The 24,025-nt window shown below is 62.1% G+C and carries 23 protein-coding genes; 9 read left to right on the top strand and 14 right to left on the bottom strand.

The genetic code is table 11. From position 1 onward, the window contains the following. Positions 1–21: 21 nt before the first annotated feature. Positions 22–954, bottom strand: coding sequence for a substrate-binding domain-containing protein (locus tag GR138_RS24505; protein ID WP_160861892.1), 933 nt, complete (start codon positions 952–954; stop codon positions 22–24). Positions 955–1,073: 119 nt separating this feature from the next. Beyond that, on the bottom strand, positions 1,074–2,051 hold the full coding sequence (locus GR138_RS24500; RefSeq protein ID WP_160861891.1) for an ABC transporter permease: 978 nt from the start codon (positions 2,049–2,051) through the stop codon (positions 1,074–1,076). Between the two features lie 209 nt (positions 2,052–2,260). Between GR138_RS24500 and GR138_RS24495 the strand changes: the two genes are divergently transcribed. From GR138_RS24495 to GR138_RS24475, 5 genes are all read left to right on the top strand, one after another. Then, positions 2,261–3,070: a transketolase gene (locus tag GR138_RS24495; protein WP_160861890.1), complete on the top strand. Its 810-nt coding sequence runs from the start codon at positions 2,261–2,263 to the stop codon at positions 3,068–3,070. Beyond that, complete coding sequence (locus GR138_RS24490; RefSeq protein ID WP_160861889.1) at positions 3,070–4,038, top strand: transketolase family protein; 969 nt, start codon at positions 3,070–3,072, stop codon at positions 4,036–4,038. The genes GR138_RS24495 and GR138_RS24490 overlap by 1 nt, the downstream gene beginning before the upstream one ends. 85 nt (positions 4,039–4,123) lie before the next feature. After that, positions 4,124–5,593: an FGGY family carbohydrate kinase gene (locus tag GR138_RS24485; RefSeq protein ID WP_160861888.1), complete on the top strand. Its 1,470-nt coding sequence runs from the start codon at positions 4,124–4,126 to the stop codon at positions 5,591–5,593. 22 nt (positions 5,594–5,615) lie between these two features. After that, positions 5,616–6,566, top strand: a complete 951-nt coding sequence (locus tag GR138_RS24480) for a sugar-binding transcriptional regulator (protein ID WP_160861887.1) — start codon at positions 5,616–5,618, stop codon at positions 6,564–6,566. A 40-nt stretch (positions 6,567–6,606) separates the two neighbouring features. Further along, on the top strand, positions 6,607–7,392 hold the full coding sequence (locus GR138_RS24475; protein ID WP_160861886.1) for an SDR family oxidoreductase: 786 nt from the start codon (positions 6,607–6,609) through the stop codon (positions 7,390–7,392). A 150-nt stretch (positions 7,393–7,542) separates the two neighbouring features. Here GR138_RS24475 and GR138_RS24470 read toward each other — a convergent pair whose 3' ends face one another. The 4 genes from GR138_RS24470 to GR138_RS24455 form a co-directional block, all read right to left on the bottom strand. After that, complete coding sequence (locus GR138_RS24470) at positions 7,543–7,962, bottom strand: DUF2177 family protein (protein WP_160861885.1); 420 nt, start codon at positions 7,960–7,962, stop codon at positions 7,543–7,545. A gap of 20 nt (positions 7,963–7,982) precedes the next feature. Next, entirely contained in the window at positions 7,983–8,354 is a 372-nt protein-coding gene (locus GR138_RS24465) for a DUF2147 domain-containing protein (RefSeq protein ID WP_160861884.1), read from the bottom strand. Positions 8,355–8,440: 86 nt separating this feature from the next. Further along, complete coding sequence (locus GR138_RS24460) at positions 8,441–9,274, bottom strand: DUF1365 domain-containing protein (protein ID WP_160861883.1); 834 nt, start codon at positions 9,272–9,274, stop codon at positions 8,441–8,443. Then, positions 9,271–10,656, bottom strand: coding sequence for an NAD(P)/FAD-dependent oxidoreductase (locus tag GR138_RS24455; protein WP_160861882.1), 1,386 nt, complete (start codon positions 10,654–10,656; stop codon positions 9,271–9,273). The genes GR138_RS24460 and GR138_RS24455 overlap by 4 nt, the downstream gene beginning before the upstream one ends. 190 nt (positions 10,657–10,846) lie before the next feature. On the opposite strand from GR138_RS24455, the gene GR138_RS24450 reads away from it, so the two are divergent. From GR138_RS24450 to GR138_RS24435, 4 genes are read left to right on the top strand one after another with little or no spacing between them, the layout of a single operon-like run. Continuing rightward, positions 10,847–11,653 (top strand): DUF1295 domain-containing protein, encoded by an 807-nt coding sequence (locus tag GR138_RS24450; RefSeq protein WP_160861881.1) that lies wholly within the window; start codon positions 10,847–10,849, stop codon positions 11,651–11,653. After that, entirely contained in the window at positions 11,650–12,678 is a 1,029-nt protein-coding gene (locus GR138_RS24445) for an SAM-dependent methyltransferase (protein ID WP_160861880.1), read from the top strand. Before GR138_RS24450 ends, GR138_RS24445 begins: the two co-directional genes overlap by 4 nt. 29 nt (positions 12,679–12,707) lie before the next feature. Next, positions 12,708–13,229, top strand: coding sequence for a hypothetical protein (locus GR138_RS24440; RefSeq protein ID WP_202402822.1), 522 nt, complete (start codon positions 12,708–12,710; stop codon positions 13,227–13,229). Positions 13,230–13,248: 19 nt separating this feature from the next. Next, positions 13,249–13,782: a lipocalin family protein gene (locus GR138_RS24435; RefSeq protein WP_160861878.1), complete on the top strand. Its 534-nt coding sequence runs from the start codon at positions 13,249–13,251 to the stop codon at positions 13,780–13,782. A 119-nt stretch (positions 13,783–13,901) separates the two neighbouring features. On the opposite strand, the gene GR138_RS24430 is transcribed toward GR138_RS24435, so the two are convergent. The 8 genes from GR138_RS24430 to GR138_RS24395 form a co-directional block, all read right to left on the bottom strand. After that, on the bottom strand, positions 13,902–14,789 hold the full coding sequence (locus tag GR138_RS24430; RefSeq protein WP_160861877.1) for a LysR substrate-binding domain-containing protein: 888 nt from the start codon (positions 14,787–14,789) through the stop codon (positions 13,902–13,904). A gap of 94 nt (positions 14,790–14,883) precedes the next feature. Then, the gene (locus GR138_RS24425; RefSeq protein WP_160861876.1) at positions 14,884–16,461 is read right to left on the bottom strand and encodes a dipeptide ABC transporter ATP-binding protein; all 1,578 of its coding nucleotides are present in this window, start codon (positions 16,459–16,461) and stop codon (positions 14,884–14,886) included. Further along, positions 16,458–17,300 carry an ABC transporter permease gene (locus GR138_RS24420; RefSeq protein WP_160861875.1) on the bottom strand — a complete coding sequence of 281 codons (843 nt, stop codon included), beginning with the start codon at positions 17,298–17,300 and terminating at the stop codon, positions 16,458–16,460. The genes GR138_RS24425 and GR138_RS24420 overlap by 4 nt, the downstream gene beginning before the upstream one ends. Continuing rightward, positions 17,297–18,244, bottom strand: a complete 948-nt coding sequence (locus tag GR138_RS24415) for an ABC transporter permease (protein ID WP_202402821.1) — start codon at positions 18,242–18,244, stop codon at positions 17,297–17,299. The genes GR138_RS24420 and GR138_RS24415 overlap by 4 nt, the downstream gene beginning before the upstream one ends. A 66-nt stretch (positions 18,245–18,310) precedes the next feature. After that, positions 18,311–19,912 (bottom strand): ABC transporter substrate-binding protein, encoded by a 1,602-nt coding sequence (locus tag GR138_RS24410; RefSeq protein WP_160861874.1) that lies wholly within the window; start codon positions 19,910–19,912, stop codon positions 18,311–18,313. Positions 19,913–19,940: 28 nt separating this feature from the next. Next, positions 19,941–20,978 (bottom strand): aldo/keto reductase, encoded by a 1,038-nt coding sequence (locus GR138_RS24405; protein ID WP_160861873.1) that lies wholly within the window; start codon positions 20,976–20,978, stop codon positions 19,941–19,943. A gap of 33 nt (positions 20,979–21,011) precedes the next feature. Continuing rightward, entirely contained in the window at positions 21,012–22,508 is a 1,497-nt protein-coding gene (locus GR138_RS24400) for an aldehyde dehydrogenase family protein (RefSeq protein WP_202402820.1), read from the bottom strand. 43 nt (positions 22,509–22,551) lie between these two features. After that, a complete protein-coding gene (locus tag GR138_RS24395; RefSeq protein ID WP_160861871.1) occupies positions 22,552–23,925 on the bottom strand; it encodes a lyase family protein in 1,374 nt (457 codons plus the stop codon). Positions 23,926–24,025: the final 100 nt, after the last annotated feature.

Genomic DNA, 24,025 nt, shown 5'->3' with positions numbered 1-24,025 from the left:
TCCTTTGGTTATCGGCCCAGATTACGGATGGCTCTTCACGAATTCCGGCGCGTTTTCGCAGGTCGTCAGAACAGCGTTCGGCGTCTGGCGCTCTTCGACCTTCTGGCCGGCCGCGACGGCAAGTGCGGACTCGACGGCCAGTACGCCCATCTTCTGCGTGCTCTGCGTGGCCGTCGCAATGTACGGACCCTTGCACTTGGCCAGATATTCGAGAGCCGAGACGTCGCCGTCATAACCGCCGATGATTACCTTGTCCGAGAGATTGGCGACGTCGACAGCCTTGGCAGCGCCCATCGCGAGACCGTCGGCCTGGCCAAAGATGATCGTGATGTCCGGGTTCGCCTGCAGCATGTTCTGCGCAATCGTGAAGCCTTCATCGGCCGACCACATGTTGCTCCACTGCTGGTCGACCAGTTCGACGCCCTTGTTCTCGTCGATCGCACGCTTGCAGCCGGTGAAACGATCGACTTCCGGCGTGGTGCCCTTCTGGCCATGGATGATCGCCATCTTGCCGGCACCGCCAGCCTTGCCGATGATGTACTTGCAGACCTCATAGGCGGATTCGACGCTTTCGCCCGCGATGAACGTGTCACCCGGTGCACCCTCGGGCGTGCGGTCGACGTTGATGACGGGAATGCCGGCTTCGCGTGCAAGACGGGTCGGCACAGCAGCGGCTGCGGCGCCGGCCGGGATGTAGATGAAGGCATCGATGTCCTGCGTCATCAGGTCCTGCACCTGGCTGACCTGGGTGTTGGTGTCGTTCTTGGCATCGACCACGACAACCTCGATGCCCTTTTCCTTGGCGTGTTTTTCGACGCCGAGCTTGATCTGGTTGAAGAAGTCGGCCTGCAGGTTGGGAACGGCAAGGCCGATCTTCTTGACTTCGGCAGCGGATGCCGGGAGTGCGAGCAGGGAAGCAGCGGTTGCCGCCATCAGCAATCTGGACAGTTTCATGGTTTCTCCTCCAAGTTACCCGGTGACGCCTGCCTTGCAGGAACCACCTTTCCTTTTGCCGGTCCGCACGATTGCGAACCGTTTTCTCCACCCCGCGGCATCGGCAGCGGGGGTGAAAGTCACGACTTGCGTTTGCGGTAGGTTTCGGCAGTGACGGCGAGCACGATGACCGCCCCGATGATGACCTGCTGCATGAAGGGCGAGACGCTGAGCAGGTTGAGGCCGTTGCGCAGCACACCGATGATCAGAACCCCGATGATCGTGCCACCGATGCCGCCCGTACCGCCCGAGAGCGATGTGCCGCCGATGACGACCGCCGCGATGGCGTCGAGTTCATAGGAAACGCCCGAGGACGGCTGGACGGAGTCGAGACGGGCAGCGAGCACCATGCCCGAGAGGCCGGCGAGGAAGCTGCACACGACATAGACCAGCACCGTCGCGCGCTGCACATTGATACCGGCAAGACGCGCCACCTCGGCATTGCCGCCGATGGCGTAGAGAACGCGGCCGCCGTGGCGGTAGCGCTGGTAGAGAAGGCCGACGATGAAAACCACGATCATCACGGCAACGGTCAGCGTCAGGAAACCACCGAAACGCACGATGGCCATCATGTTGAACCAGGCCGGAAAGCCGATGATCTGCTGGCCATCCGTGATCATGTTCGCAAGGCCGCGCGTAATCGACATCATGGCGAGTGTCGCGATGAAGGCCGGCACGTTGAAGCGGGTGATCAAAAGCCCGGCAATCAATCCGTTCAGGGCCGCTGCGGCAAGTGCCAGCGGAATGGCGAGCGCCATCGGCACGCCGGCCACGACATTGAGATAGCCGAGTACCATCATGGCGAGCGCCATGACCGAGCCGACCGCAAGGTCGATGCCGCCAATCAGGATGACCATCGTCATGCCGACAGCCATGACCCCGAGCACCGTGATCTGGTCGAGCACGTTGAGGAAGTTGCGCACCGACAGGAACTTGTCTGTCGCAAAGGTGAGAAAGAGGCACAGCACGATAAGGCCGATGAGCGGGCCTGTGGCTCCGCGCAGCGAAGGCAACACAATGCCTGCGAACCCCTGTCGTTCTTTCACATCCGCCACCATGGACACTCCTCCCGGTCGTTCGCGGCTTCGCGCTTGGCTTATCGCATAAATATTCATTAGTGTGTGTAAATTCGTAACGCATCCTATTGAAGGGTGTCAAGGCTGATAGAGCGAATTTTTCAGGATCATCTAATGTCATTTCCGCTTGACTTCGCGGCCATCCGTGCAAATATATCTATCAGTGTATATTTATTCACGATGAGGGTTTCATGCAGCCGAACGATCTCGACCGCATCGCTCAACAGATCCGTCTCCGCGATCTGCAGGCGGTTTTTGAAGCTGGCGCAGGCCATATCGGTGGCGAGATGTCTGCAATCGACATCCTGGCCGCGCTCTATTTTCGTGTGCTGCGCATCTGGCCGGATCAGCCGAAGCACCCCGACCGGGATCGTTTCGTGCTCTCCAAGGGGCATGTGGCGCTTGCCCTCTACGTGACGCTGGCCAAGCGCGGCTTCATTCCGGAAGAAGAGGTCGCGACGTTCCTGAAGCCCCATTCACGCCTCAACGGGCACCCGAACTGCAACAAGGTTCCTGGTGTCGAGACCAACACCGGCCCGCTCGGTCACGGCCTGCCGGTGGCCGTCGGCATGGCAAAGGCCGCCAAGTTGACCGGTGCCGCCTATCGCACCTATGTGCTGACGGGCGACGGCGAGATGCAGGAGGGCTCCAACTGGGAAGCCATCGCTTCGGCCGCGCAGTTCGGCCTCGACAACCTGACGCTCGTCATCGACCACAACCGCTTCCAGCAGGGTGCGTCGCTGAAGGACACCAACAATCTCGCACCCTTCCCGGCCAAGCTCGAAGCCTTCGGATGGGATGTCACCGAGATCAACGGCAATGCCATGGACGAGATCGTCCCGGCGCTGGAAAAACGCGGCAGCCGGCCGCACTGCATCGTTGCCCACACCAACAAGGGCCACGGCATTTCCTTCATGCAGGACAAGGTCGACTGGCATCACAAGGTGCCCAGTGCCGAACAATACCAGATTGCCGTCGCTGAGCTTTCGGAGGCCCTGTAATGAACGCCATCACCCCCTCTGCCAAGCTGCACGATTGCCGTGACGCCTTCGTCGCCGTGCTGGAGCGCCTGGGCGCCGACAATCCCAAGATCGTCGCCGTCTGCAACGACTCCGTCGGCTCCTCCAAGCTCGGCGGTTTCAAGGCCAGGTGGCCTGAGCGGCTCGTCAATGTCGGCATTGCCGAGCAGGCGCTGGTGGGCGTCGGTGCCGGCCTCGCCAATGGCGGCCTCCTGCCCTTCGTCTGCGGCGCCGCCTGCTTCCTGACCGGCCGTTCGCTGGAACAAATCAAGGCCGACATCGCCTATTCCAATGCCAATGTGAAGCTGATCGGCATTTCCTCCGGTATGGCCTATGGCGAACTCGGCCCGACCCATCACTCGATCGAGGATTTTGCCTGGACGCGCGTTCTGCCGAACCTTCCGGTCGTCGCACCCTGCGATTCCATCGAAACGGCCGCCGCCGTGGAATGGGCAGCCTCCTATGACGGCCCCGTCTTCTTGCGCCTCTCGCGCGTCGGCGTGCCGGACCTGCTTCCGACCGGCCACATATTCGAGCTCGGCAAGGCCAACCTGCTGCGCGATGGCGATGCCATCACCCTCATCGCAAACGGAACCATCACGCACCGCATGGTGAAGGCGGCCGCCATCCTCGCCGAACAGGGCATCGAGGCCCGCGTGCTCAACATGGCGACCGTTCGCCCGATCGACGTCGCGGCCGTGGTGGCCGCCGCCAGGGACACCGGCGCGATCCTGACGGCAGAGGAGCATTCCACTTTCGGCGGTCTCGGCTCGGCCATTGCCGAAGTCGTCGTTGCGGAAGCGCCCGTGCCCATGAAGATCCTCGGCGTTCCCGGAATCTTCGCTCCGACCGGTTCGGCAGAGTTCCTGCTCGACGAATTCGGCATGGCGCCGGCCGCCATCGCAGAAACAGCCATCGCCTTGATCGCACGAAAGTCTTCGCGCACATGACGGTGCGCGACTAGATTTCGTGCAGGGCGCGGCAAGGCCTCCCTTCTGCCGCGCCCTCTCCCATCTTCCGACCACCGGAGCCGCCATGACGACCGCCATCCTCGCCATCGACCAGGGCACCACAAATTCGAAAGCCGTGCTCGTTTCCACGGGCGGCGAGATTTTGGCGCGGGGGGCCTCGCCGGTCGGAATCGAGCATCCGCAGCCAGGCTGGGTGGAACAAAGCCCGAAGCGTTTGTGGGAATCGGTTCAGGAAGCGATCGCCGACTGCCTTGCGGCCAGCCCCGAAGTCGAGATCCTCGGCATCGCCATCTCCAACCAGCGCGAATCCGTCACCATCTGGGATGCCGCCACGGGAGAACCGCTTGGTCCGGTCGTGAGCTGGCAGTGCCGCCGCAGCGCGCCCGTCTGCGCCGAACTGATCGCAGCAGGCCATGCGCCGCGCGTGCAGGTGCTCACCGGCCTGCCCATCGACCCGATGTTCCCCGGCCCCAAGATGAAGTGGCTGCTCGACCGCGTGCCGGCCGGCCATGCAGTGCGACTCGGCACCATCGACGCCTGGCTCGTCCATTGCTTCACCGGCGGTGCCGTGCATGCCTGCGACGCCGCCAATGCCGCACGCAGCCAGCTCTATGATCTGAACCGGCAGGCCTGGAGCGACGAGCTCTGCGATCTCTTCGGCGTATCGAAATCGGCGCTGCCCGAGGTGCGGGACAGCGCATCGCGCTTCGGTGTGACGAGAAATGTACCGGGTCTTGCCGACGGCATCCCGATCGCCTCGGCAATCGGCGACAGCCACGCCGCCCTGTTCGGCCACGGCGCCTTCAACTCAGGCGACGGCAAGGTGACCTTCGGCACCGGCTCGTCGATCATGACGACGCTGCCCGGCTTCATCGCACCCGAGCAGGGCATTACCACGACCATCGCCTGGTCGATCGGCGGCCGGCCGACCTATGCCTTCGAGGGCAATATTCTGGTATCGGCCGCCTCGCTACCCTGGATGGCCGATATGCTCGGGCTTCCCGACGTACAGGCTCTCACCGAGCTCGCCGCCACCGCGGCACCCGGCGGCCCCGGCTTCGTACCCGCCTTCGTCGGCCTTGGCGCGCCCTACTGGCACTCGGATGCGCGCGCGCTGTTCTCGGGCATCACCTTCAACACAAGCCGCGCGCAGATGGCGCGCGCGGTAACGGACTCCATCGCCTTCCAGGTCGACGACGTCTTCAAGGCAATGTCCTCGCAATCGCCGACACCACTCGGCCGGCTCTATGCGGACGGCGGGCCGAGCAAGAACACATTCCTCATGCAATGCGTCGCCGATACATTGCAGCACGCCATCATCCAGAGCGATGCGCCAGAGGCTTCTGCGCTCGGCGCGGCCTATCTTGCCGGTCTCTCGCTCGGCGTCTGGCCCGATCTTGCCGCCATTGCCGCCCTGCCACGCGCGGCCAACGCCATCGCCCCGCGTGTCAACGACGCTACAGAACGACTTGTGGTTTGGAAGGACGCAATCCACCGCTCGACCCTACCGGGTCCTTCCACTATGAGTGAATAAAAATTCACTCATGGAGACCCTGATGGGAAGGCTCAACGAGTTGCGACTGATTGCCCGCGTTGCCCAGATGTATCATCTGGAAGGCAAACGGCAGGCAGAGATCGCCGAGATCATGCACATGTCGCAGGCCACCGTTTCACGCATGTTGAAGCGCGCCGAGCAGGAAGACATCGTGCGCACGACGATCATTCCACCTGCCGGAACCTTCGCCGAGCTCGAAATGGCCCTGCGTGAACGTTACACCGTGACAGAAGCCATTGTCGTCGATTGTTCGGAGGATCGCGATGGCGCGATCATGGCGCGCATCGGCGAGGCTGCCGCCCATTTCCTCGAAGTTACCCTGCAGCAGGACGAGGTCGTCGGCGTTTCGAGCTGGAGCCAGACGATCCTGCGCATGGTGGACAACATTCACCCGCTGAAGAACGCCAAGGCCAAATACATCGCACAGATTCTCGGTGGCATGGGCGACGCCTCGGTGCAGACCCACGCCACGCAGCTGACGGCACGCCTCGCCCGCCTCACCGGTGGCGAGCCGCGACTCCTCCTCGTCCAGGGCATCACCTCCTCGCGCGAGGCCAAGCTCGTCATGCTGGCCGATCCGGTCGTGCGCGAGACGATGGACCTCTTCGGCCGCCTCAGTCTTGCCATCGTCGGCATCGGCGCCGTCGAGCCGTCCGAGCTGCTCGCCCGATCCGGCAACACCTTCTCCCCGCAGGAGATGGCGATGCTGCACGAGGCCGGCGCCGTCGGCGAGATTTCCTACCGGTTCTACGACAAGGACGGAAAGCCGGTCGAAACCCCGCTCAACGACCGCGTCATCGGCATTTCGCTGGAAGACCTGCGCAAGACGAAACGCGTCATGGCCCTTGCAGGCGGAGAATCGAAAACCCAGGCCATCGCCGGCGCCCTGAAGCTGGGCGTCATAGATGTGCTTGTTACCGACAAGTTCACAGCAGCCCGGCTGACGGCCTGATCCGGACCATCGGCCCGCTGCGCATTATGGAGAAAAGACCATGAGACGTTTTGCAGGCCAGACGGTTTTTGTCACCGGGGGCAACAAGGGCATCGGCCGCGGCATAGCCAAGCGCTTTGCCGAGGAAGGCGCGAACGTCGCCATTGCCGCAATCGAAAAGGATACGGTGGCGGCGGCTGAGGTGCTGGCACAGGAGACCGGCGCTGAAATTCTTGGTCTCGCGCTCGATGTCACCGATGCCAAGGCCGTTCAGGAGGCCTATGGCGAGGCCGAGGCGAAACTCGGCGCCGTTTCCGTCTCCGTGCAGAATGCCGGTGTCATCACCATCGCCAAGGTGCAGGACCTCACCGAACGCGAATGGGACCTCAATCTCGACGTCAACACCAAGGGTGTCTTTCTCTGCTGCCAGGAAGCGATCCGCCGCTTCCGCGCCAGCGGCACCAGAGGCCGGCTGATCAACACGGCCTCCGGCCAGGCCCGCCAGGGCTTCATCTACACCCCGCACTACGCCGCCTCGAAATTCGGCGTCGTCGGCCTGACCCAAAGCCTCGCCAAGGAACTCGCCCGCGAAGGCATCACCGCCAATGCCATCTGCCCCGGTATCATCCATACCGAGATGTGGGACTATAACGACCGCGTCTGGGGCAAGATGCTCGGCGAGTACGGCCCCGGTGAGCTGATGGCTGAATGGGTCGAGGGAATCCCGATGGGCCGGGCCGGCACCCCCGCCGAAGTCGCCGCCCTTGTCGCCTTCCTCGCCTCAGAAGACGCTGCCTACATTACCGGTCAGACGATCAATGTCGACGGTGGCCTGATCATGTCCTGATGGGCGACCTATTCAGCACCGCTCCACGCTGAAGGCAAATGCGCGCTATTCGGCGCGCATTTGCATGCTGCTGGCAGCAATCGCTGGCATGTGTCGGGTCAGGTTCGGCCATGCGCTTGTCGATCGATGACCTTCATCGCGATACGCGGCTCATGTCTGGCCAAGACTTGCCGTAATCCGTCGCGTGATCCAAAAGCTCGTCCCGGCGGCGACCGCTGAAAGGACCGTCCCCCAGATCAGATCTGCGACGGTCAGCAGGGTCGACCAGTTCTTGAGCGTCGACTGATTGGTCAGGTCGTACGTGGCATAGGCGGTAAAGCCGACAGCCGCGCCATTGATCAATGCTGTCACAAGCGAACCGGATATCAACCCTCTTCTAACGGCAAGAAAGGTCAGTCCGGCGGCATATATCAAATAGAAAGCTATGGCCGGGGCAAGACTGAAGTCGGGTGCGAGCATGTCACCGAGCACAGGGCGGTAAAGACGGTCCGCCATGGTGCTCAGCCAAACAAAGTCGACTGCAACGAAAACAATGAGTGTGGCGAGATACGCGACCGCGTGCGTCTTCATAGCGTCCTCCTTGGAGAGCGTCAGTTGATCCGTGTCCAGTCGATACCCTTGCACAGCATACCCGCCACAATGCAGCCCCGCGTGGTCATCTTGTCACCGTTGATGGTCACGGTGAGCTTATATGTCATGTCGCGCTGCGGATCGAAGGCCGTTCCGGAATAGACGCCATCGTCGCCCGGTTTGATGGTCATGACGAGCTTGTCGCCCGCCTTTTCCTTCGATGTGCCCGGCTTGATCCAGGTATTGACCGCGCAGACGTCCGGACCACAGGGCGAGATCCTGACCCTGGCGTTCCCGTCTCCACGCGCCCATTGACCGTCAATGTCGCCGGCCTTGGCGATGCCGGGATAGCCCAGAACGAAAATCGCAACTGTCAGAATGAGAGGATTCATCTCGGTTCTCCTTCTTCAGAAGCCTGCCGCCAAAACCGAGCCTCTCTGGACGGCCCGATACGGCCGACGAGCGATCGGAGAAATCGTCAAGCTGGCTCATGCGCTCCCAGCTCCCGATGCGGTGTGTTGTCGTCGATGCGATCATGGCGGACGAAGGAGATCGGCTCCTCCGGCGGTTTCGGACGAACACGCAGGCGCACGCCCTTCAGCCAGATCTTCAGTGCCTCCCAATGGATGCCGCCGATGACTCGGAGTGTCAGAAAGGGAATCGCAAAAAAGGCTCTCAACAGGGCGGCATCCGTGAGCTCCGTCCGCTTGGCCAGATGCCGCGCGGTGAGCACCAGTCCTTCACCATCGAACGTATCGATGCGGATCGAGAGCCTGTTGCTCGGCGCGCGGACGCGAAATTCGTAACGCAGATCCATGTCCATAAAAGGGGAGACATAGAACGCCTTGTCGCAGCGTTGGAGGATCTCGTCGCCGTTGCCACTCTCGACCGGGATTACATAGCCGTGCCGCTCGCCGAATGTATTATCGACTTCCCAGAGGATCGCTCGCAACGTGCCATCCTTGCCGTAGCAGAAGAAGGTGCTCAACGGATTGAACGCCCAGCCGAGCAGCCTCGGCATTGTGAGCAGGCGGACCGGGCCGCCATCCGGCTCGACGCCCGCTGCCCGCATAGCGCGCTCCACTTGTCCCTTGAGGTCGGAACCCGATCGATCGCCGCGATCCTTGCGGCGAAACGAGAACAGATTGAAGCAATCGACGGAAAACAGTTTTAGATGATGGTCGAGCGTTTCGAGTTCATCCAGGTCGATCAGCAGCGAATAGATGCGATAGGCAAGGTTATGACGCTTCGGCTTCAGCCGGGCATGCGTCACATGTCCCGGAAACAGCGCAGAATGGAAATTTACAGTCATGCCAGAACCTCCAGCCCTATCGGACGTTCGGCTGGCCTGACCAGCATCTTGCGCACGATGCGGGAGCTCTCCTGTTCCAACTGCCAGGGGCGGCGCACGCCGCCAAGGTCTTCGGCGACGGCAAGGCCCGCCTGAATGCCGTCCTCGTGAAAGCCCGAACCAAAATGCGCGCCACAGAACCAGGTGTTGCGCACCCCCTGCAGCGACCAGACCTCCTGCTGTGCGCGATCCGTGGCAAGATCGAACACCGGATGCTCGTAGATCTCACGCCGGATGACGGTTTCTTCGCGCGGCGCGCGGCCGGGATTGAGTGTCACGAAGGTCGGCGGCGCATGGCCCAGCGGTTGCAGCTTGTTCATCCAGTAGGTGATGGATGGCTGCGTTAGACCGTTCCCGGTATCTGCGCGCGTATCGGCGACATAGTTCCAGCTCGACCACGCAGCGCGCCGTTTTGGCATCAGGGTTGGATCGCCATGCAGCACAGCCTCGTTGCGTGAATAGCGGAACGCGCCAAGAATATGGCGCTCTTCATTGCTCGCATCACCGAGCATTCGCAGTGCCTGATCCGCATGGGTCGCGATCACGACGTCATCGAAGACGGACACGCCGCCATGCGCGCTGCGGATCTCCACCGATCCGGGCTTGCGATGGATTGCTTCCACCGGGGTCGAAAGCCGGATGCGGTCGGCGAACCTATGGACCATCCGTGCTACATATTCCCGGCTACCACCCGTGACCGTGCGCCAGGCAGGCCGGTCCCAAAGGTCGAGAAGCCCATGGTTGCGGCAGAACTTAACGAAGCCTGCCGCTGGATAGGCGCCGACCTGCATGGCCGGCGTTGACCAGATCGCCGCCGCCATCGGATAGAGATGATCGTCGCGAAAGGCACGGCCATAGCCGTTGCGGTTCAGATAATCTTCCAGGGACAGGCCGCCCATCACTGCAAGGTCGCGCGGTGCACTGCGGTAAAACCGCAGGAGATCGCGCATCATCGACCAGAAGCGCGGACTGACGAGATTGGATTTCTGCGCGAACAACCCCAAGCCGGTGCCGCCGGAATATTCATAGGCGCCTTCGTTCAGCGAGACCGCGAAGGACATGTTCGACGCAGTCGTCGGCACCTCGAGCGCGCGAAACAATGCCGTCAGATTGGGATAGGTAACTTCATTGTAGACGATGAAACCGGTATCGACCGCGACAGTCCCGCTCGAACTCTCGAACTCCACCGTATTGCTGTGGCCGCCAATGCGGTCCGCTGCTTCATACACGGTGACCTCGTGTCGCTGCGACAGGAGCCAGGCGGCCGAGAGCCCCGAAATGCCGCTTCCCACGACTGCGATTTTCAGGCGTTTCCCGCCAGCCGTCCGCTCATAGAATGCCATACAATCCCTCTCGCTCGAGCCATGTTCCTGGCCGATCCATGTTCTCCACCTTCGCGTTACGAGAGGCCGCCCGGGTTAGTTTCGCGAAGGCGACAATTTTTTCGAGATTTTTTGAGGCTGCGGCGAAACTGAAATGTCGTGCGCTCCGTAAAGACCAGGGACGTTGCATTCGAGCTGACCGAGGAACACGATGGATTGGGTTCTCCTGGCCGTCATCGCAATAGGGCTGTCGCTTGCCATGTCGATCGCCTGGTCGACACAACGCGTGACAGGCTTGAGTGGCTGGATCGATACGATCTGGTCTCTCGCCGTCGGTGTTGGAGGTGCCGCTGCCGCCCTCGTCGCTGTCGGAAACTTTGAACGGCGGGTTGTGGTGCTGCTCATCATCGGCACCTGGGCGCTCCGACTTGGCAGCCATATCGGACTGCGCACCAGAGGCAGTGTCGAAGATCCACGATATAAAAAACTCATGGAGGAGTGGGGTGGCAGCGCCGCGTCGCGACTGTTTCTTTTCCTGCAGATTCAGGCAGTTGCCGCGTTTGTTCTTGTGCTAGCCGTCTATCTCGCCGCAAGCAATAACGCGCCTTTTCCCCGGCTCATAGACGCTCTTTCTCTTATAGTTGCTGTAGTGGCGCTTGCCGGAGAGGCAATTTCCGATCGGCAACTGGCGCGCTTCCGCAAGTCTCCCGAGGCCAAGACCGGTATCTGTGAAACCGGCCTCTGGCGCTACTCCCGCCACCCCAACTATTTTTTCGAATGGCTGTTCTGGTGCTGCTGGCCGCTCTTTGCGCTGAGCGTTTCGACCTGGAGCTGGCTATCGCTGCTCGCGCCGCTGCTGATGTACTGGCTGCTCGTAAACGTTTCCGGAATTCCACCACTTGAAGAACATATGTTGCGTTCGCGTGGACTGAAGTTTCGCGCCCTCCAGGCTCGCGTGAACGCTTTCTTCCCTGGCCCCCGCAAATCCGACTCTTCTTATCAAGGAAAACAGCCATGAACATGCTGGCCTTCGCCATCAATACTGCCGAGCGCGCACCATTGACCGACGGCATGACACTCGCCGGCATCGACTTCCTGTGCGGTCGCACAAAGCGCAGGCTTGCAACCACACCGGTTGAAGCGGAGCAGGCATTTGTCGAGACCATGGGAGCGTTTCCCGTCGCGACCCATACAGACGATGCCAACCGCCAGCACTACGAGGTCCCGGCGGAATTCTTCGCGCTCGCGCTCGGACCGCAGCGGAAGTACTCCTGCTGCCTTTATCCTAAGCCGGACACAACACTGGCGGAGGCGGAAACACACGCACTCGCTGAGACGGTCCGGCATGCGGGCATCGCAGACGGCATGGACATCCTGGAACTCGGATGCGGCTGGGGATCGCTGTCGCTTTATCTCGCGCGGCAATTTCCCCATGCGCGGATCACGTCGGTTTCCAACTCCGCGTCTCAACGCGCCTACATTCTCGACCTCGCGCAAAAGGAAGGGTTGGCCAATCTCGACGTCATTACGGCCGACATAAACGATTTTGCTACGGACATCCAATTCGACCGCGTTGTCTCGGTGGAAATGTTCGAGCACATGTCGAACTGGAGGACACTTTTGGAGCGCGTGTGCGGCTGGGTTAAGCCGGACGGCAGGCTTTTCCTGCATGTCTTTACACACAGGAACCGTTCCTACCGGTTCGATCACGACGATCCAGCCGATTGGATCGCCCAGCATTTCTTCACAGGCGGCATCATGCCGGCACACGACCTGCCCCATCGCTTTGGCGACCTCTTCCAGGTCGAAAGCGAGTGGCGGTGGTCCGGCACGCATTATCGCCGCACCGCGCTTGATTGGCTGGCGAATTTCGACTGCAACATCGACGGCGTCCAAACGATCTTCGGCCAGGGCTACGGCAAGGAGGCATCGTTGTGGGTGAGGCGCTGGCGGTTGTTCTTCCTGTCGACTGCCGGCCTCTTCGGTCATGACAATGGCGACGTCTGGGGTGTCGGCCACTATCTTTTGGCGCCGACGCCGTGATTGGCGCAGCGCCATCAGGGATCGATCCCTTGACGCAGGCATCCGTGACAATTGCCTGGGTCATCGCCCTGAACAAACCCTTCTATCCGCTCTACGTCTGGTACCTTGTTGGCGATGGTGTCACGGCATCGCTCGGCTCACTCATCGCCGCACCGATCTTTCTGGCTATCCCGTTCATCGCCCGCCGTTCAAGTCTGGCGGCCCGCCTCGCCCTTCCCCTTGTCGGCACACTCGATACCCTGTTCGAAACGAAACTTTTTGGGCCGGATTCCGGCACGGAATTGTTCTTTGCGGCATGCATGCTGCTTGTCGCAGTGTCTTTCCGGGCTGGTGAGCGATGGTGGCAGCGCAGCGCGGCCGTCTTTGTATTTGTGATCTTCGTGTTTTCTCGAAACTGGATGGGCATGCCGCTCTACGCCTGGAGCAGCGACGACTTACAGATTTTACTGAACCTCAACGCCTTTGCGGTCGCAAGCCTGACGACCTTCATTGCACTTCGCTATGCCGGGATAGTGCACGCCACCGAACCGGATGCTGAGGATCGCCGATAGCAGAATCTGGAAGAGACCAATGCCATCACATATTCGCTTCTCGACACTCATGACCTTCGTGCTTGGCCTGACCGTCGCCGTCGCAACGGAGGCAGCCCCTGCGCAAAAGGTCGTCGAGGTCGGATCTGACCACTATCGAGGGACCTGGCTGGAGATCGGGCGAACGCCGATGTTTCTCACGGATGGCTGTGTCGCGGGCTATTCGACCTATCGACAGGGTAAAACGCCTGACGAAGTCCTCGTCGAGGACGGCTGTCACGTCGAAACGCCGAAGGGCCGCCTGAAGACTGTCCACGGCATTGGAAAGATCGAAGATTTCGGGACAAAGAATGCGAAGATGCGCGTCCGCTACCCGTTGTTGATCACCTTTAACTATTGGGTGCTTTATAAATCACCGGACAATTCTTGGTTCATCAGCGCCAATCCATCGATGACCGACTTATGGATCTATTCCAGGCGCGTTCCTTCGAAGGCGCGCCTCCGACAGATGGTGCAAAAGGCCAGAGAACTCGGTTACGACGTCGGCAAACTTGAGTTCCCGCCGCCTCGCTAAAGCACTGGATGCCCATGGCGCAAAAGCGAGCCATCGAGGACATCTGGCGCCATCTTGGCCAACTCGCCGAGACCTTCAAACCACACGAATGCGCAAGCTGTGGCAAAACATGAAACGGTCTAGGGAAGTATGTTCTCACGGCCGGCCCCGGCCATCTGCTGCAGCCAGCGGGCAAAATGCACGACGCGCGAGCGCGCGAGGCGCTCGCCGGAAATGTCCAGCCAGTAGCCGATCGGCCCCGTGACCACCACCGGATCGAGCTGAATCAGGCTGCCGGCCTGCAATTCAGCTTCGATCATATTGCGATCCACGACGGCAAGCCCGGCGCCGGTCAGGGCGGCCTGAATCACCATATCGAGCGTGGCGAATTCCATGGCATTTTCCGGCAAACTCCGGCGGTCGCGCTGCGCGGCGGCGAACCAGTTGTCCCAGGTGGGCAGGCGGCGCGCTTCGTCGAGCACATAGAGCAGGCAACTGCGGCGCAGACGCTCCGGATCGGCTTGAAGCTCGGGCGCGCAAACCGCGATATGCTGCTCCGTCATCAGCCGCGTGCTGGTATGCCGTTCCCGCGGGCCGGCGCCGAAACGGACCACGCAGTCAAACCGCACATTGTCGTCGCCGCGCATATGCAGCGACAGGTCGAGATCGGGAAATCGCTGCCGGAAGGATGTCAGCCGCCGCGACAACCAGCGTGCGGCGAAGGTCGGCGGTGCCAACACCTTCAGAGTTTGCCGTGGCACCGTCGCGCGCACCTCACGCACCGCCTCATCCATCAAGTCGAACGATACCAGCAGCCGCTCATGCAGCACGGCGCCGGCCTCGGTCAGTGCGACACTGTTGCCGATGCGGCGGAAAAGCGTGATGTCGAGCGTACTTTCGAGCTGGCGGATCTGCCGGCTGACCGCACTCTGCGTCACGCCCAAACGGTGCGCCGCCTGGGTGAAGCTGAGGCATTGTCCGACGACCGTGAAGGCCCGCAGAGACGTCAGGGACGGAGAAACCGACATCGAAACGACACCTGCCTTGGCGCTCGGAACGGCGGTTGCGCCGCCCCGATCCGCGTTGTGATCTGGACCCGGCATTCCGCGCCTGCCGACAGCGTCAGAAGGCGCCGCGCCCCGGCGCCGCCTCGATGAGATCGCGGGTATAGGGATGCTGCGGCCGGGTCAAGACCTCGTTCGCCGGGCCGCGCTCCACCACATGGCCCTTGCTCATCACCACGATCTCGTCGCTGATCTGAGCGGCCACCCGAAGATCATGGGTGATAAAGACCACGGCAAGCGACAGGCGCTTTTGCAGGTCTGCGAGCAGGTCCAGCACCTGGGCCTGCACGGAAACGTCGAGCGCCGAGACGCTTTCGTCGGCGATCAACACATCGGGTCGCATCGCCAGCGCCCGCGCGATGCCGACGCGCTGCCGCTGGCCGCCGGAAAAGGCGGCCGGGCGGCGGTCATAGGCATTGCGTTGCAGACCGACAAGCTCCAACAGCTCCTTCGCCCGCTCCACCGCCTCGGCACGGTTAGCGCCCGAGAGCATCGCGGCGCGCGCGATCATCGGCCCCACCTTGCGGCGCGGATTGAGCGAACCGAACGGGTCCTGAAAAATCATCTGGATGCGGCGACGCATACGGCGTAGCGCGCCGCCCTTGAGGTCGAGTATCGGCTCTCCCCCGACCGCGATCGTACCCGAGGTCGGATCGGTGAGGCGGATGAGGTTGCGGGCGATCGTGGATTTTCCCGAGCCGGATTCGCCGACGATCGACAGCACCCGCCCCGGCGCGACCGAGAGCGTGATGTCGTGCAGCACCTGCTTGGCGCCATAGCTGTGATTGAGCGCGCTGACGGTGAGCGCTGGCGCTTCCTCGGTTTCGGCCGCCGGGCGGTCACGCGGCACGAGGCTCGGCACGGCGGCGATCAGCGTCTTGGTATAGTCGTGCTGCGGCGCTTTCAGCACCTGTTCGGCGCTGCCGATTTCCACCACTTCGCCCCGGCGCATCACGGCGATGCGGTCAGCGATGTCCGCAACGACGCCGAGGTCATGGGTGATGAAGATGATGCCATGGCCGTGGTTGTCGCGCAGCTCCCGGATCAGCTTCAGCACCTGCGCCTGGGTCGTTACGTCGAGCGCGGTGGTCGGCTCGTCGGCGATCAGGAGTTTCGGACTCATTGCCAGCGCCATGGCGATGACCACGCGCTGGCACTGGCCGCCGGAAAGCTGGTGCGGAAAGCTTTTGAGGATGCGGTCAGGTTCGGGCAGATGCATTTCCTCGACCAGTTTTTTCGCCCGCGCGGCCCGCTCTGCCCGGGGGTAGTCGGAATGGAGCTCAAAAACCTCCTCGATCTGCTGGGCGACAGTGAGCGCCGGGTTGAGCGATGCCATCGGCTCCTGGAAGATCATGCCGATATCCTTGCCACGGATATCGCGCCACTGGCGTTCGGTGAGCGTCAGCAGATCGCGCCCGCCCATCTCGGCCGTTCCGCCGGCGACACGCAGGCCGCGGGGCGCAGCGCCCATCAGCGTCGCCGTCAGAACGGATTTTCCGGAGCCGGATTCACCGACAACGCAGAGGATTTCGGCCGGCTTTACCTCCAGCGAGACATCGTGCACCGCGAAAGCCCGGTCGGCGCCCTTCGGCAAGGCGACAGAGAGATTGCGTATCTGCAAGAGGGACTGGGTCATGCATGGCGCTCCTTCGCGTCGTTCACTTCGCGCAGGCCGTCGGCAAGCAGGCTGAGGCCGAGGGTCAGGGAAGAAATGGCGATACACGGGAAGATGACGAGATGCGGGAAAGCGATGGCCATGGCACGGCCCTCGTTGACCATGCCGCCCCAATCGGGCGTCGGCGGCGGCAGGCCGAGGCCGAGGAAGCCGAGCGTGCCGATGGTGATGGCGGTGTAGCCAAGGCGCAGACAGAAATCGACGGCGAGCGGCCCGGTGGTGTTCGGCAGGATATCGACGAAGAGGATACGTAAGGTGCTTTCGCCCTGCGTGACGGCGGCCTTGACGAAATCGCGGCTGGCGACATCGATGGTGATGCCGCGCACGATGCGGTAGATCGCGGGTGCACTTGAGAAGGTCACGGCGATGACGATGTTGACCGGCGAAGCGCCGATCACCACGATGATGACGATATAAAGCACCAGCACCGGAAAGCTGAGCACGACATTCGCAAGGAACGAGAGCACTGCATCCGTCCGCCCGCCGGCATAACCGGCAATGAGGCCGAAGAGGAGCCCGAAAGCATAGGCGGTGAGCGTGGCGAGCGTCGAATAGATCACCACCGTGCGCGCGCCCCAGACAAGGCGCGAGAAGATGTCACGGCCAAGCATGTCAGTACCGAACAGGAAAAGTTCACCCTTGGCGCCCGCCACCATGGGTTTGGCGAGTGGCTGGAGCGTCTGCAAGGGATCGTAAGGCGCAATCAGCGGCGCGAAGATGGCGACCAGCAGCCAGCCAAGGGCCAGACCGCCGCCAATCAGCACGAGGGGTTTTTTCAGATACGGAACGAACATCTTCATGCCCTGGCCCCCAGTGTGATGCGCGGGTTTAGCCAGCCGTAGAGCAGATCGGAGAGAATCTGGCTGAGCACGACGACGAGAACGGAAATCATGGCGCAGGCTTCGATCAGGTAGATGTCCTGGTTCAGCGCGGCGTCGTAGAGCAGTGTGCCGAAACCCTTGTAGGCATAGAACACCTCAATCACGATGACGCCCGACAGGAGCCAGGGCAGTTGCAGCATGATGACCGTGACCGGCGTGATCAGCGCATTGCGCAGCGCATGGCGCAGGACGATGCGGCCCATGCTGGCGCCCTTCAACCGCGCCGTGCGGATGTAGTGCGTCCCCATAACATCGACCATCGAGGCGCGTGTCACCCGCGCGAGATACCCCATCGAATAAAGGCCGAGTACGGAGACCGGCAGGACGAGTTCGGCCAGCGAAAGACCCGAGATCATCGTGCTCGCGCCGGGAAGAAGCCCCAGCCAGAAGACGAAGATGCCCGACAGGAACACTGCCGAGGCGAAATCTGGGATCGACGTGGTGACGACGGAAAAGACCGAGATCATTCGGTCGAGGAGCGAGCCCGGCCGCATACCGGCCAGCACGCCGAGGCCGAGGCCGAAGATCACGATGACCAGCAGTGCGCCGCCGGCAAGAATGGCCGAAGCGGCAAGGCGCGGCAGCACCATGTCGACCACGGGCGCGCGGAAGAAGGTGGACATGCCCCAATCCCCGGCGACGAATTGGCCGAGCCAGCGGACATAACGCAACAGGAAGGGATCGTTATAGCCGTTCTGCGCCAGCCAGGCCGCACGCTGTTCGACCGTCGAATACTGCCCCAGCACCTTGACGGCGACATCCTCGACATTCACCTCCAGCGCCAGAAAGATCAGGAACGAGACCGCCAACATCGTGGCGAGCGCAATCGCGACCTTTCTCAACAGGAACATACCCAGGAACATTGTTTCTCCCCCTCTTCCACCCAAGCAATCAGACGGCCGAGCGCAGCAAGCGCACGGCCGTTTCGTTCAGGCGATCCAGACGCCGTCCATGCGGAAATAGTCCGACGGGTGCAGCACGAAGCCGCGTACCTTCTCGGCCGCCGCACTGAGACGTTCGGCCCAGAACGGCTGCACCATCACGGCATTGTCCTGCAGGATGCGTTCGACCTCCTGCATGGCGACCTTGCGCGCCTCGGGATCGACCACGGCCATCGCCTTGTCCAGCGCAGCGTCGAATTCGGGGCTGGCGAAACGGCTCTCGTTCCACGAGCCGCCCGAGCGGTAGGCGAGGTCCAGCGTCATAGTGCCGAGCGGACGATGTGCCCAGAAGGTCAGGCCAAAGGGCACCTTGTTCCAGATCGGCCAGTATTGCGACGCGGGCAACACATTGAGCTTCAGCCGGATCCCCGCCTCGGCGAGATTCTGCTGCAACACCTGCGCGGTGTCCTGTTCCCACTTGCCCTGGGTGTTGCCGAGCGTCAGCTCGATATCGATACCATCGGCATGGCCGGCCTCGGCGAGCAAGGCCTTGGCCTTTTCCACGTCGCGCGCTATCGGCGGCAGGGAGAAATAATCGGCCTGGGTGGGTGAGACATGGTAGTTCGCGCCGAGGTCGCCCTGCCCGCGATAGGCTATATCCAGCATCTGCTGGTTGTTGGCGGCCAAGACGACGGCCTGGCGGACACGGATGTCGTCGAACGGCTTCTGGTCGACCTGCATGCGCAGCACGATGGTGTTGGCGCCCTTGACCGAGAGAATCTGGAGGTTGGGCAGCGACTTCATCAGGTCATATTCGGCGATAGTCGCGCGGTAGATGACATCCACCTGGCCGCTGGAGAGCGCCGCGAGATGCGTCGTCACATCCGGGCCGAGGTCGATATACTGGATCTCGTCGAGACGTGCGGGCGTACCCCAGTAATCCGGCCGCTTGCGGAAGACGGACTGGCGGCCGACCTCGTGGCTGACCAGCGCGAAGGGGCCAGTTCCGACCGGGTCGGCCGGCCAATTCCCCTTGAAGCCACGGTGCACGATGGGGCAGGTATAGGAATAGAGCTGCTCCGGCAGCGAGGCCATCGGCCGCGACAGCGTGATGCGCACACCATGGTCGCCCGTCTTTTCGACGCGCGAGATGGCACCGAAGGCGGTCTTGTTCGAGCTTTGCGAATCCGGAGCGATCCAGCGCTCGATGTTGAAGATCACGTCTTCCGGCTGGAAAGCGTCGCCGTTCGACCATTTGGCGCGTTCATCCAGTTCGAAATCCCAGACCGTGAGGTCCGCCGAAGGCGTCCAGCTCTTGGCCAGATAGGGATGTGTGATGTTGTTCTCGTCGACATAGGTCAGGAATTCGAGGCTGTTGCGGAAGAGGTTCGAGGCCTCGATCCAGTTGGTCATCATCGGATCGGTGATTTCCTGGATCTGGCAGGCAAAGCGCAGTGTGCCGCCGTCCTTCGGCGCCTCCTCAGCCAATGCCTTGCCGCCGAGCATGCTGGCACCGCCAACGGCGACGCCAAGCCAGGCCATGGCGCGCAGGAATCCGCGCCGGTCGATCTGGCCCTCCGCCAGGCGCTTCGTCAGCGCCTTGGCCTCGGGATGAAGCGGCGCGCCGCTGAGTGTCTTGTAATCCTTCATGTTTCCTCTCCCTTTGTCAGAAATGCCTTCAGGCGACCGCGGCCATGGGTGCCGCAAAACGGCCGGCGGCCGGGCGCGGCTCGCGCGGCAAGCGCTTGCCGGTGGTGTAGTCGTTGATGAGGTCGCAGGGCGTGTAGTTGCGCTCGATCTCGAAGATTTCGTCGGCATCGAGCGCGGTCGAAAGCGCGGCGAGCGCGCTGTCGAACTGCGCCTTCGTATCGGCGCCGACCAGCATGGAGGAGATCTCCGGCTTGCCGAGAACCCAGGCCTGCGCTATCTGCGCCGGGGTGACGCCGCGCGCCTCGGCGACGCGGGCGACCGAGAGGGCGATATCGCGCGAGGCTCGGTCGTTGTACATTTCGGCGGTGAAGAAATCCGTCTGGTTGCGGATCGAGTTCATGTCGTTGGTCAGGATGCCGCGCGCCAACGGGCTGAACACCGAAACGCCGACGCCCTGATCCACGCAGAACGGGATCATCTCGCGCTCTTCCTCGCGGTATGCGCAGTTGAGCTGGAGCTGCATGTTGATCGGGCGGGCCCAGCCGTGCTTTTCGCAGACCTTCAGGATCTTGGCGAACTGCCAGGTGAACATGGTGGAGACGCCGATGTAGCGTGCCTTGCCGGCCCGCACGAGGTCGTTCATCGCCTCCATGGTCTCTTCGACCGGGGTCTCCGTATCGAAATAATGCAGCATATAGATGTCGACATAATCGCTCTTCATGCGCGTCAGCGAGCCGTCCATCGCCTCGAAGACATGCTTGCGCGAATGGCCGCCATTGTTGACGCCCTTGCCGATCGCATAGCCGAGCTTGGTGGTGATGATCAGCTCTTCGCGACGCGTCAGACGGCGCAGTACGTTGCACACCACTTCCTCGCCCGCGCCGGCGGAATAGAAGTCGGCAAGGTCGATGAAGTTCACGCCGTTGTCGAGCGCATGGCCGATGATCGGCTCGCTTTCACCTTCATCGAAAATCCAGGGCTTCCAGTTCTTGGAGCCCATGTTCATCGTGCCGAGGCAGAGCCTGGAAACCTTGAGGCCGGAGTGGCCGAGACGGATATACTGCATTCTTTCAGACTTTCGGATGGAATGTTGGGAGGATCAGTCGCCGAAATAGACCCAGACGCCCTTGGTCCGGGTGTAGGAGGAGAGCGAGTGCACGGCCATTTCCTTGCCCCAGCCGCTTTCCTTGAAGCCGCCGAAGGGACTGGACAGCCCGTAGCAGCCGTAGCGGTTGACGAAGACCATGCCGGCATCGAGCCGTTCAGCCATGCGGTGCGCCAGCGTCACATTGCCGGTATAGACGCCGGCGGCGAGGCCATAGGCCGTATCATTGGCAAGCGTCACCGCCTCTTCCGCCGTCGAGAAGGGCGTGCAGGAAAGCACGGGCCCAAAAATCTCCTCCTGCACGATGCGGGCGGTCTGCGGCACGTTGGAGAAGATGGTGGGGCGAATGAAAAGGCCGGCGGCGTTTTCGCCCGCGCGGTCGTGGCAACCGCCGGCGACAAGCTCGGCCTCGTTTTTGCCGATCTCGATGTAATCCATGATGCGACGGAACTGCGCCTCGTTGCACTGTGGACCCTGCTGGGTTTCCGCCGCCAGCGGATCGCCGCAGCGCACGGCCTCCGCCTTGGCGATCAGCCGTTCCATGACGTAATCGTAGATGCCCTTCTGGATGAGGAAGCGCGTCGGCTCCGAGCACTTTTCGCCCTTGTGCGAGAACATCACGGTGAAGGCGCGGTCGATCGCTGCATCGAGGTTCGGCGTGTCGTCGAAGAAGATGCAGGGCGACTTGCCACCGAGTTCCAGCGTCACGGCCTTGAGGTTCGAAACGCCGGAATTCTGCACGATCTTGCGGCCGACCACCGTCGAGCCGGTGAAGGAAACCTTGTGCACGTTGCGGCTCAGCGTGAGGTGGTTGGCCGCCTCGCCATCGGTGAGCACGAGGTTCAACAGGCCCTTCGGCAGGTCGAGATGGCGGTCGATCAACTCGAAGAGATAGAGCGTGGCAAGCGGGGTGAATTCCGAGGGCTTCATCACCACGGTGTTGCCCATGGCGAGCGCCGGCGCGATTTTAAGGCTCGCCTGGTAGAGCGGGAAATTCCACGGTGCGATGAGGGCGCACACACCGACCGGCTCCTTCGAGGTGAAGTTCAGAAAGCCGTCCTCGACCGGAGAGACCTCGCCGTAATACTTGTCGGTCCAGCCCGCATAATATTCGAAGATATCGGCACAGGTCGGGATGTCGTCGACCAGCGCCTCGGCATAGGTCTTGCCGTTGGCGAGCGATTCCAACAGCGAAAGTTTCTCGACATTCTCACGGATCAACCGGGCGATGGCGTTGAGCAGATCCGCCCGCGTTTTGCGCGAGGTCTTGCGGCTCCACACCTCGCTGCGATGGCAGCGGTTGGCGGCGACTGCCGCGGTTTCGACCTGGTCGGCATCGGCAAGCGGGATTGTGCAAAGCGGTTTACCGGTCGCCGGGTTCATCACCTTCCAATCGGCGCCCGCGCCGCGAACCCATTCGCCGTCGATATACTGCTTCTTTTCCGCGGTCAGCCAGCGCTGAGCCCAGGCGCGTTCGGTTTCCTGCAACATGTCCTTCATGCCTTGTTTTGGGAGAGAGTGGGTATGGAAAGGATCAACCGGCTTCAGCTTCGGCCACCTTGCGGCGCACGAAGGCAAGGTCACCCGCCGCCTCCTTGGCGACGAAGGAGGCATGGCTGTAGCCCTTTAATTGTTTGAGCCGGATCAGCGACGGCAGCAGGCTGGTGGCATTGTCGGTATTGCGCGCCACGTCGGGACGCATGCCTTCCACGCAGTTGCGCCGGAGGGTAGAAACCCCCGCTTTCAGGACGGCGATCATGTCGAGAAGGCCGGTGATGACCACGGCTTCCCAGGGGTTATAGTCCATTTCGCCATGATCTGCGGTCATGACCACCGCGGCCGCACGGCCGCAGGCCATCATGCCGCATTGCACCATGAATTCCGGGATCGTCGGGTTGACCTTGCCCGGTATGGCCGACGATCCCGGCTGCACCGCCGGCAGGCGGATCTCGCTGAAGCCGCCATGCGGGCCCGATGCCATCAGCCGCAGGTCTTTAGCGAAGCGGATTAACGTGCGCGCGGTCTGATCGAGCGATCCGGCAAGCGCCACGAGACGGTCATGCGCCTGCGAGGCTGCAAAGAGATTTTCGGTGCGCGTAAGCTCTGCAGAGAAGCCGGCTTTTGCAAGTTGCCCGTTCAGGACGGGAATGATGTGCGTGAAGAAGTCAGGATCACAATCGTTGGAACGACCGATGATGTTGCCACCGAGGCTGATGTGGCGCAGCCTCTCGGCATCCTGTGCGGCACGCGCGAGATTGATGCGCAGGCAGGCGGCGACGCCGCCGAGATAGTCTTCGAAACCGATGTCCACCGCGTCTTGAAGGCAGGTGCGGGCGAGTTTTCGCAGCGGCGCCCATTCAGCGCCAAGCCGGTCGAGATCGGCCGCAAGCCCTTCAATTTCCTTGGAAAGTCCTTCGAAAGCGGTGAGCGCTGCGATGTGGCAGGCGGTCGAAAGGCAATCGGCCGTGGAATGATTGAGGTTGACATGGTCGTTCGGGTGGATCGGTGCGTAGCTGCCATAGGCCGCGCTGAAACTTTCGGCGTTGGCGATGTTGGCCAGCACTTCGTTGATGTTCATGTTGAACGAAATTCCGCCGCCGCCATGAAAGGCGTGAACCGGGAAAGCCTCGGGACGGGGCTTGGCCAAGAGACCGTCGACCGCGCGGATGATCGCCTCGCCGAGGGCCGCCTCGATTGCGCCGGTTTCGATATTGGTGCGCGCCGCCGCCTTCTTGACCTGCAGCATGCCGTCGAGCAGCAGCGGGTAGTCGGAGAACCGCGCAGCGCCGCCGAGCGGATAGAGTTCGACCGCCCGCTGCGTCTGAATACCGTAGAGCGCCGACGCCGGCACAGCATACGCGCCGATACTGTCGACTTCCTGACGGGTCGGGGGATGGTCTGGGATCATGAATGCCGTTCTCCTCTCCAGCGGGGCGCATAGATCGGGTATTCGGCGATGCCTGACAAACGACTATCGCGCAGAGGTCATTCCTAAAACTCATATCAGT

The organism is Shinella kummerowiae (assembly GCF_009827055.1).
Taxonomy (GTDB): Bacteria; Pseudomonadota; Alphaproteobacteria; order Rhizobiales; family Rhizobiaceae; genus Shinella; species Shinella kummerowiae.
The sequence above is the reverse complement of the archived record's forward strand: the minus strand, read 5'-3'. Positions and strand labels throughout refer to the sequence as shown.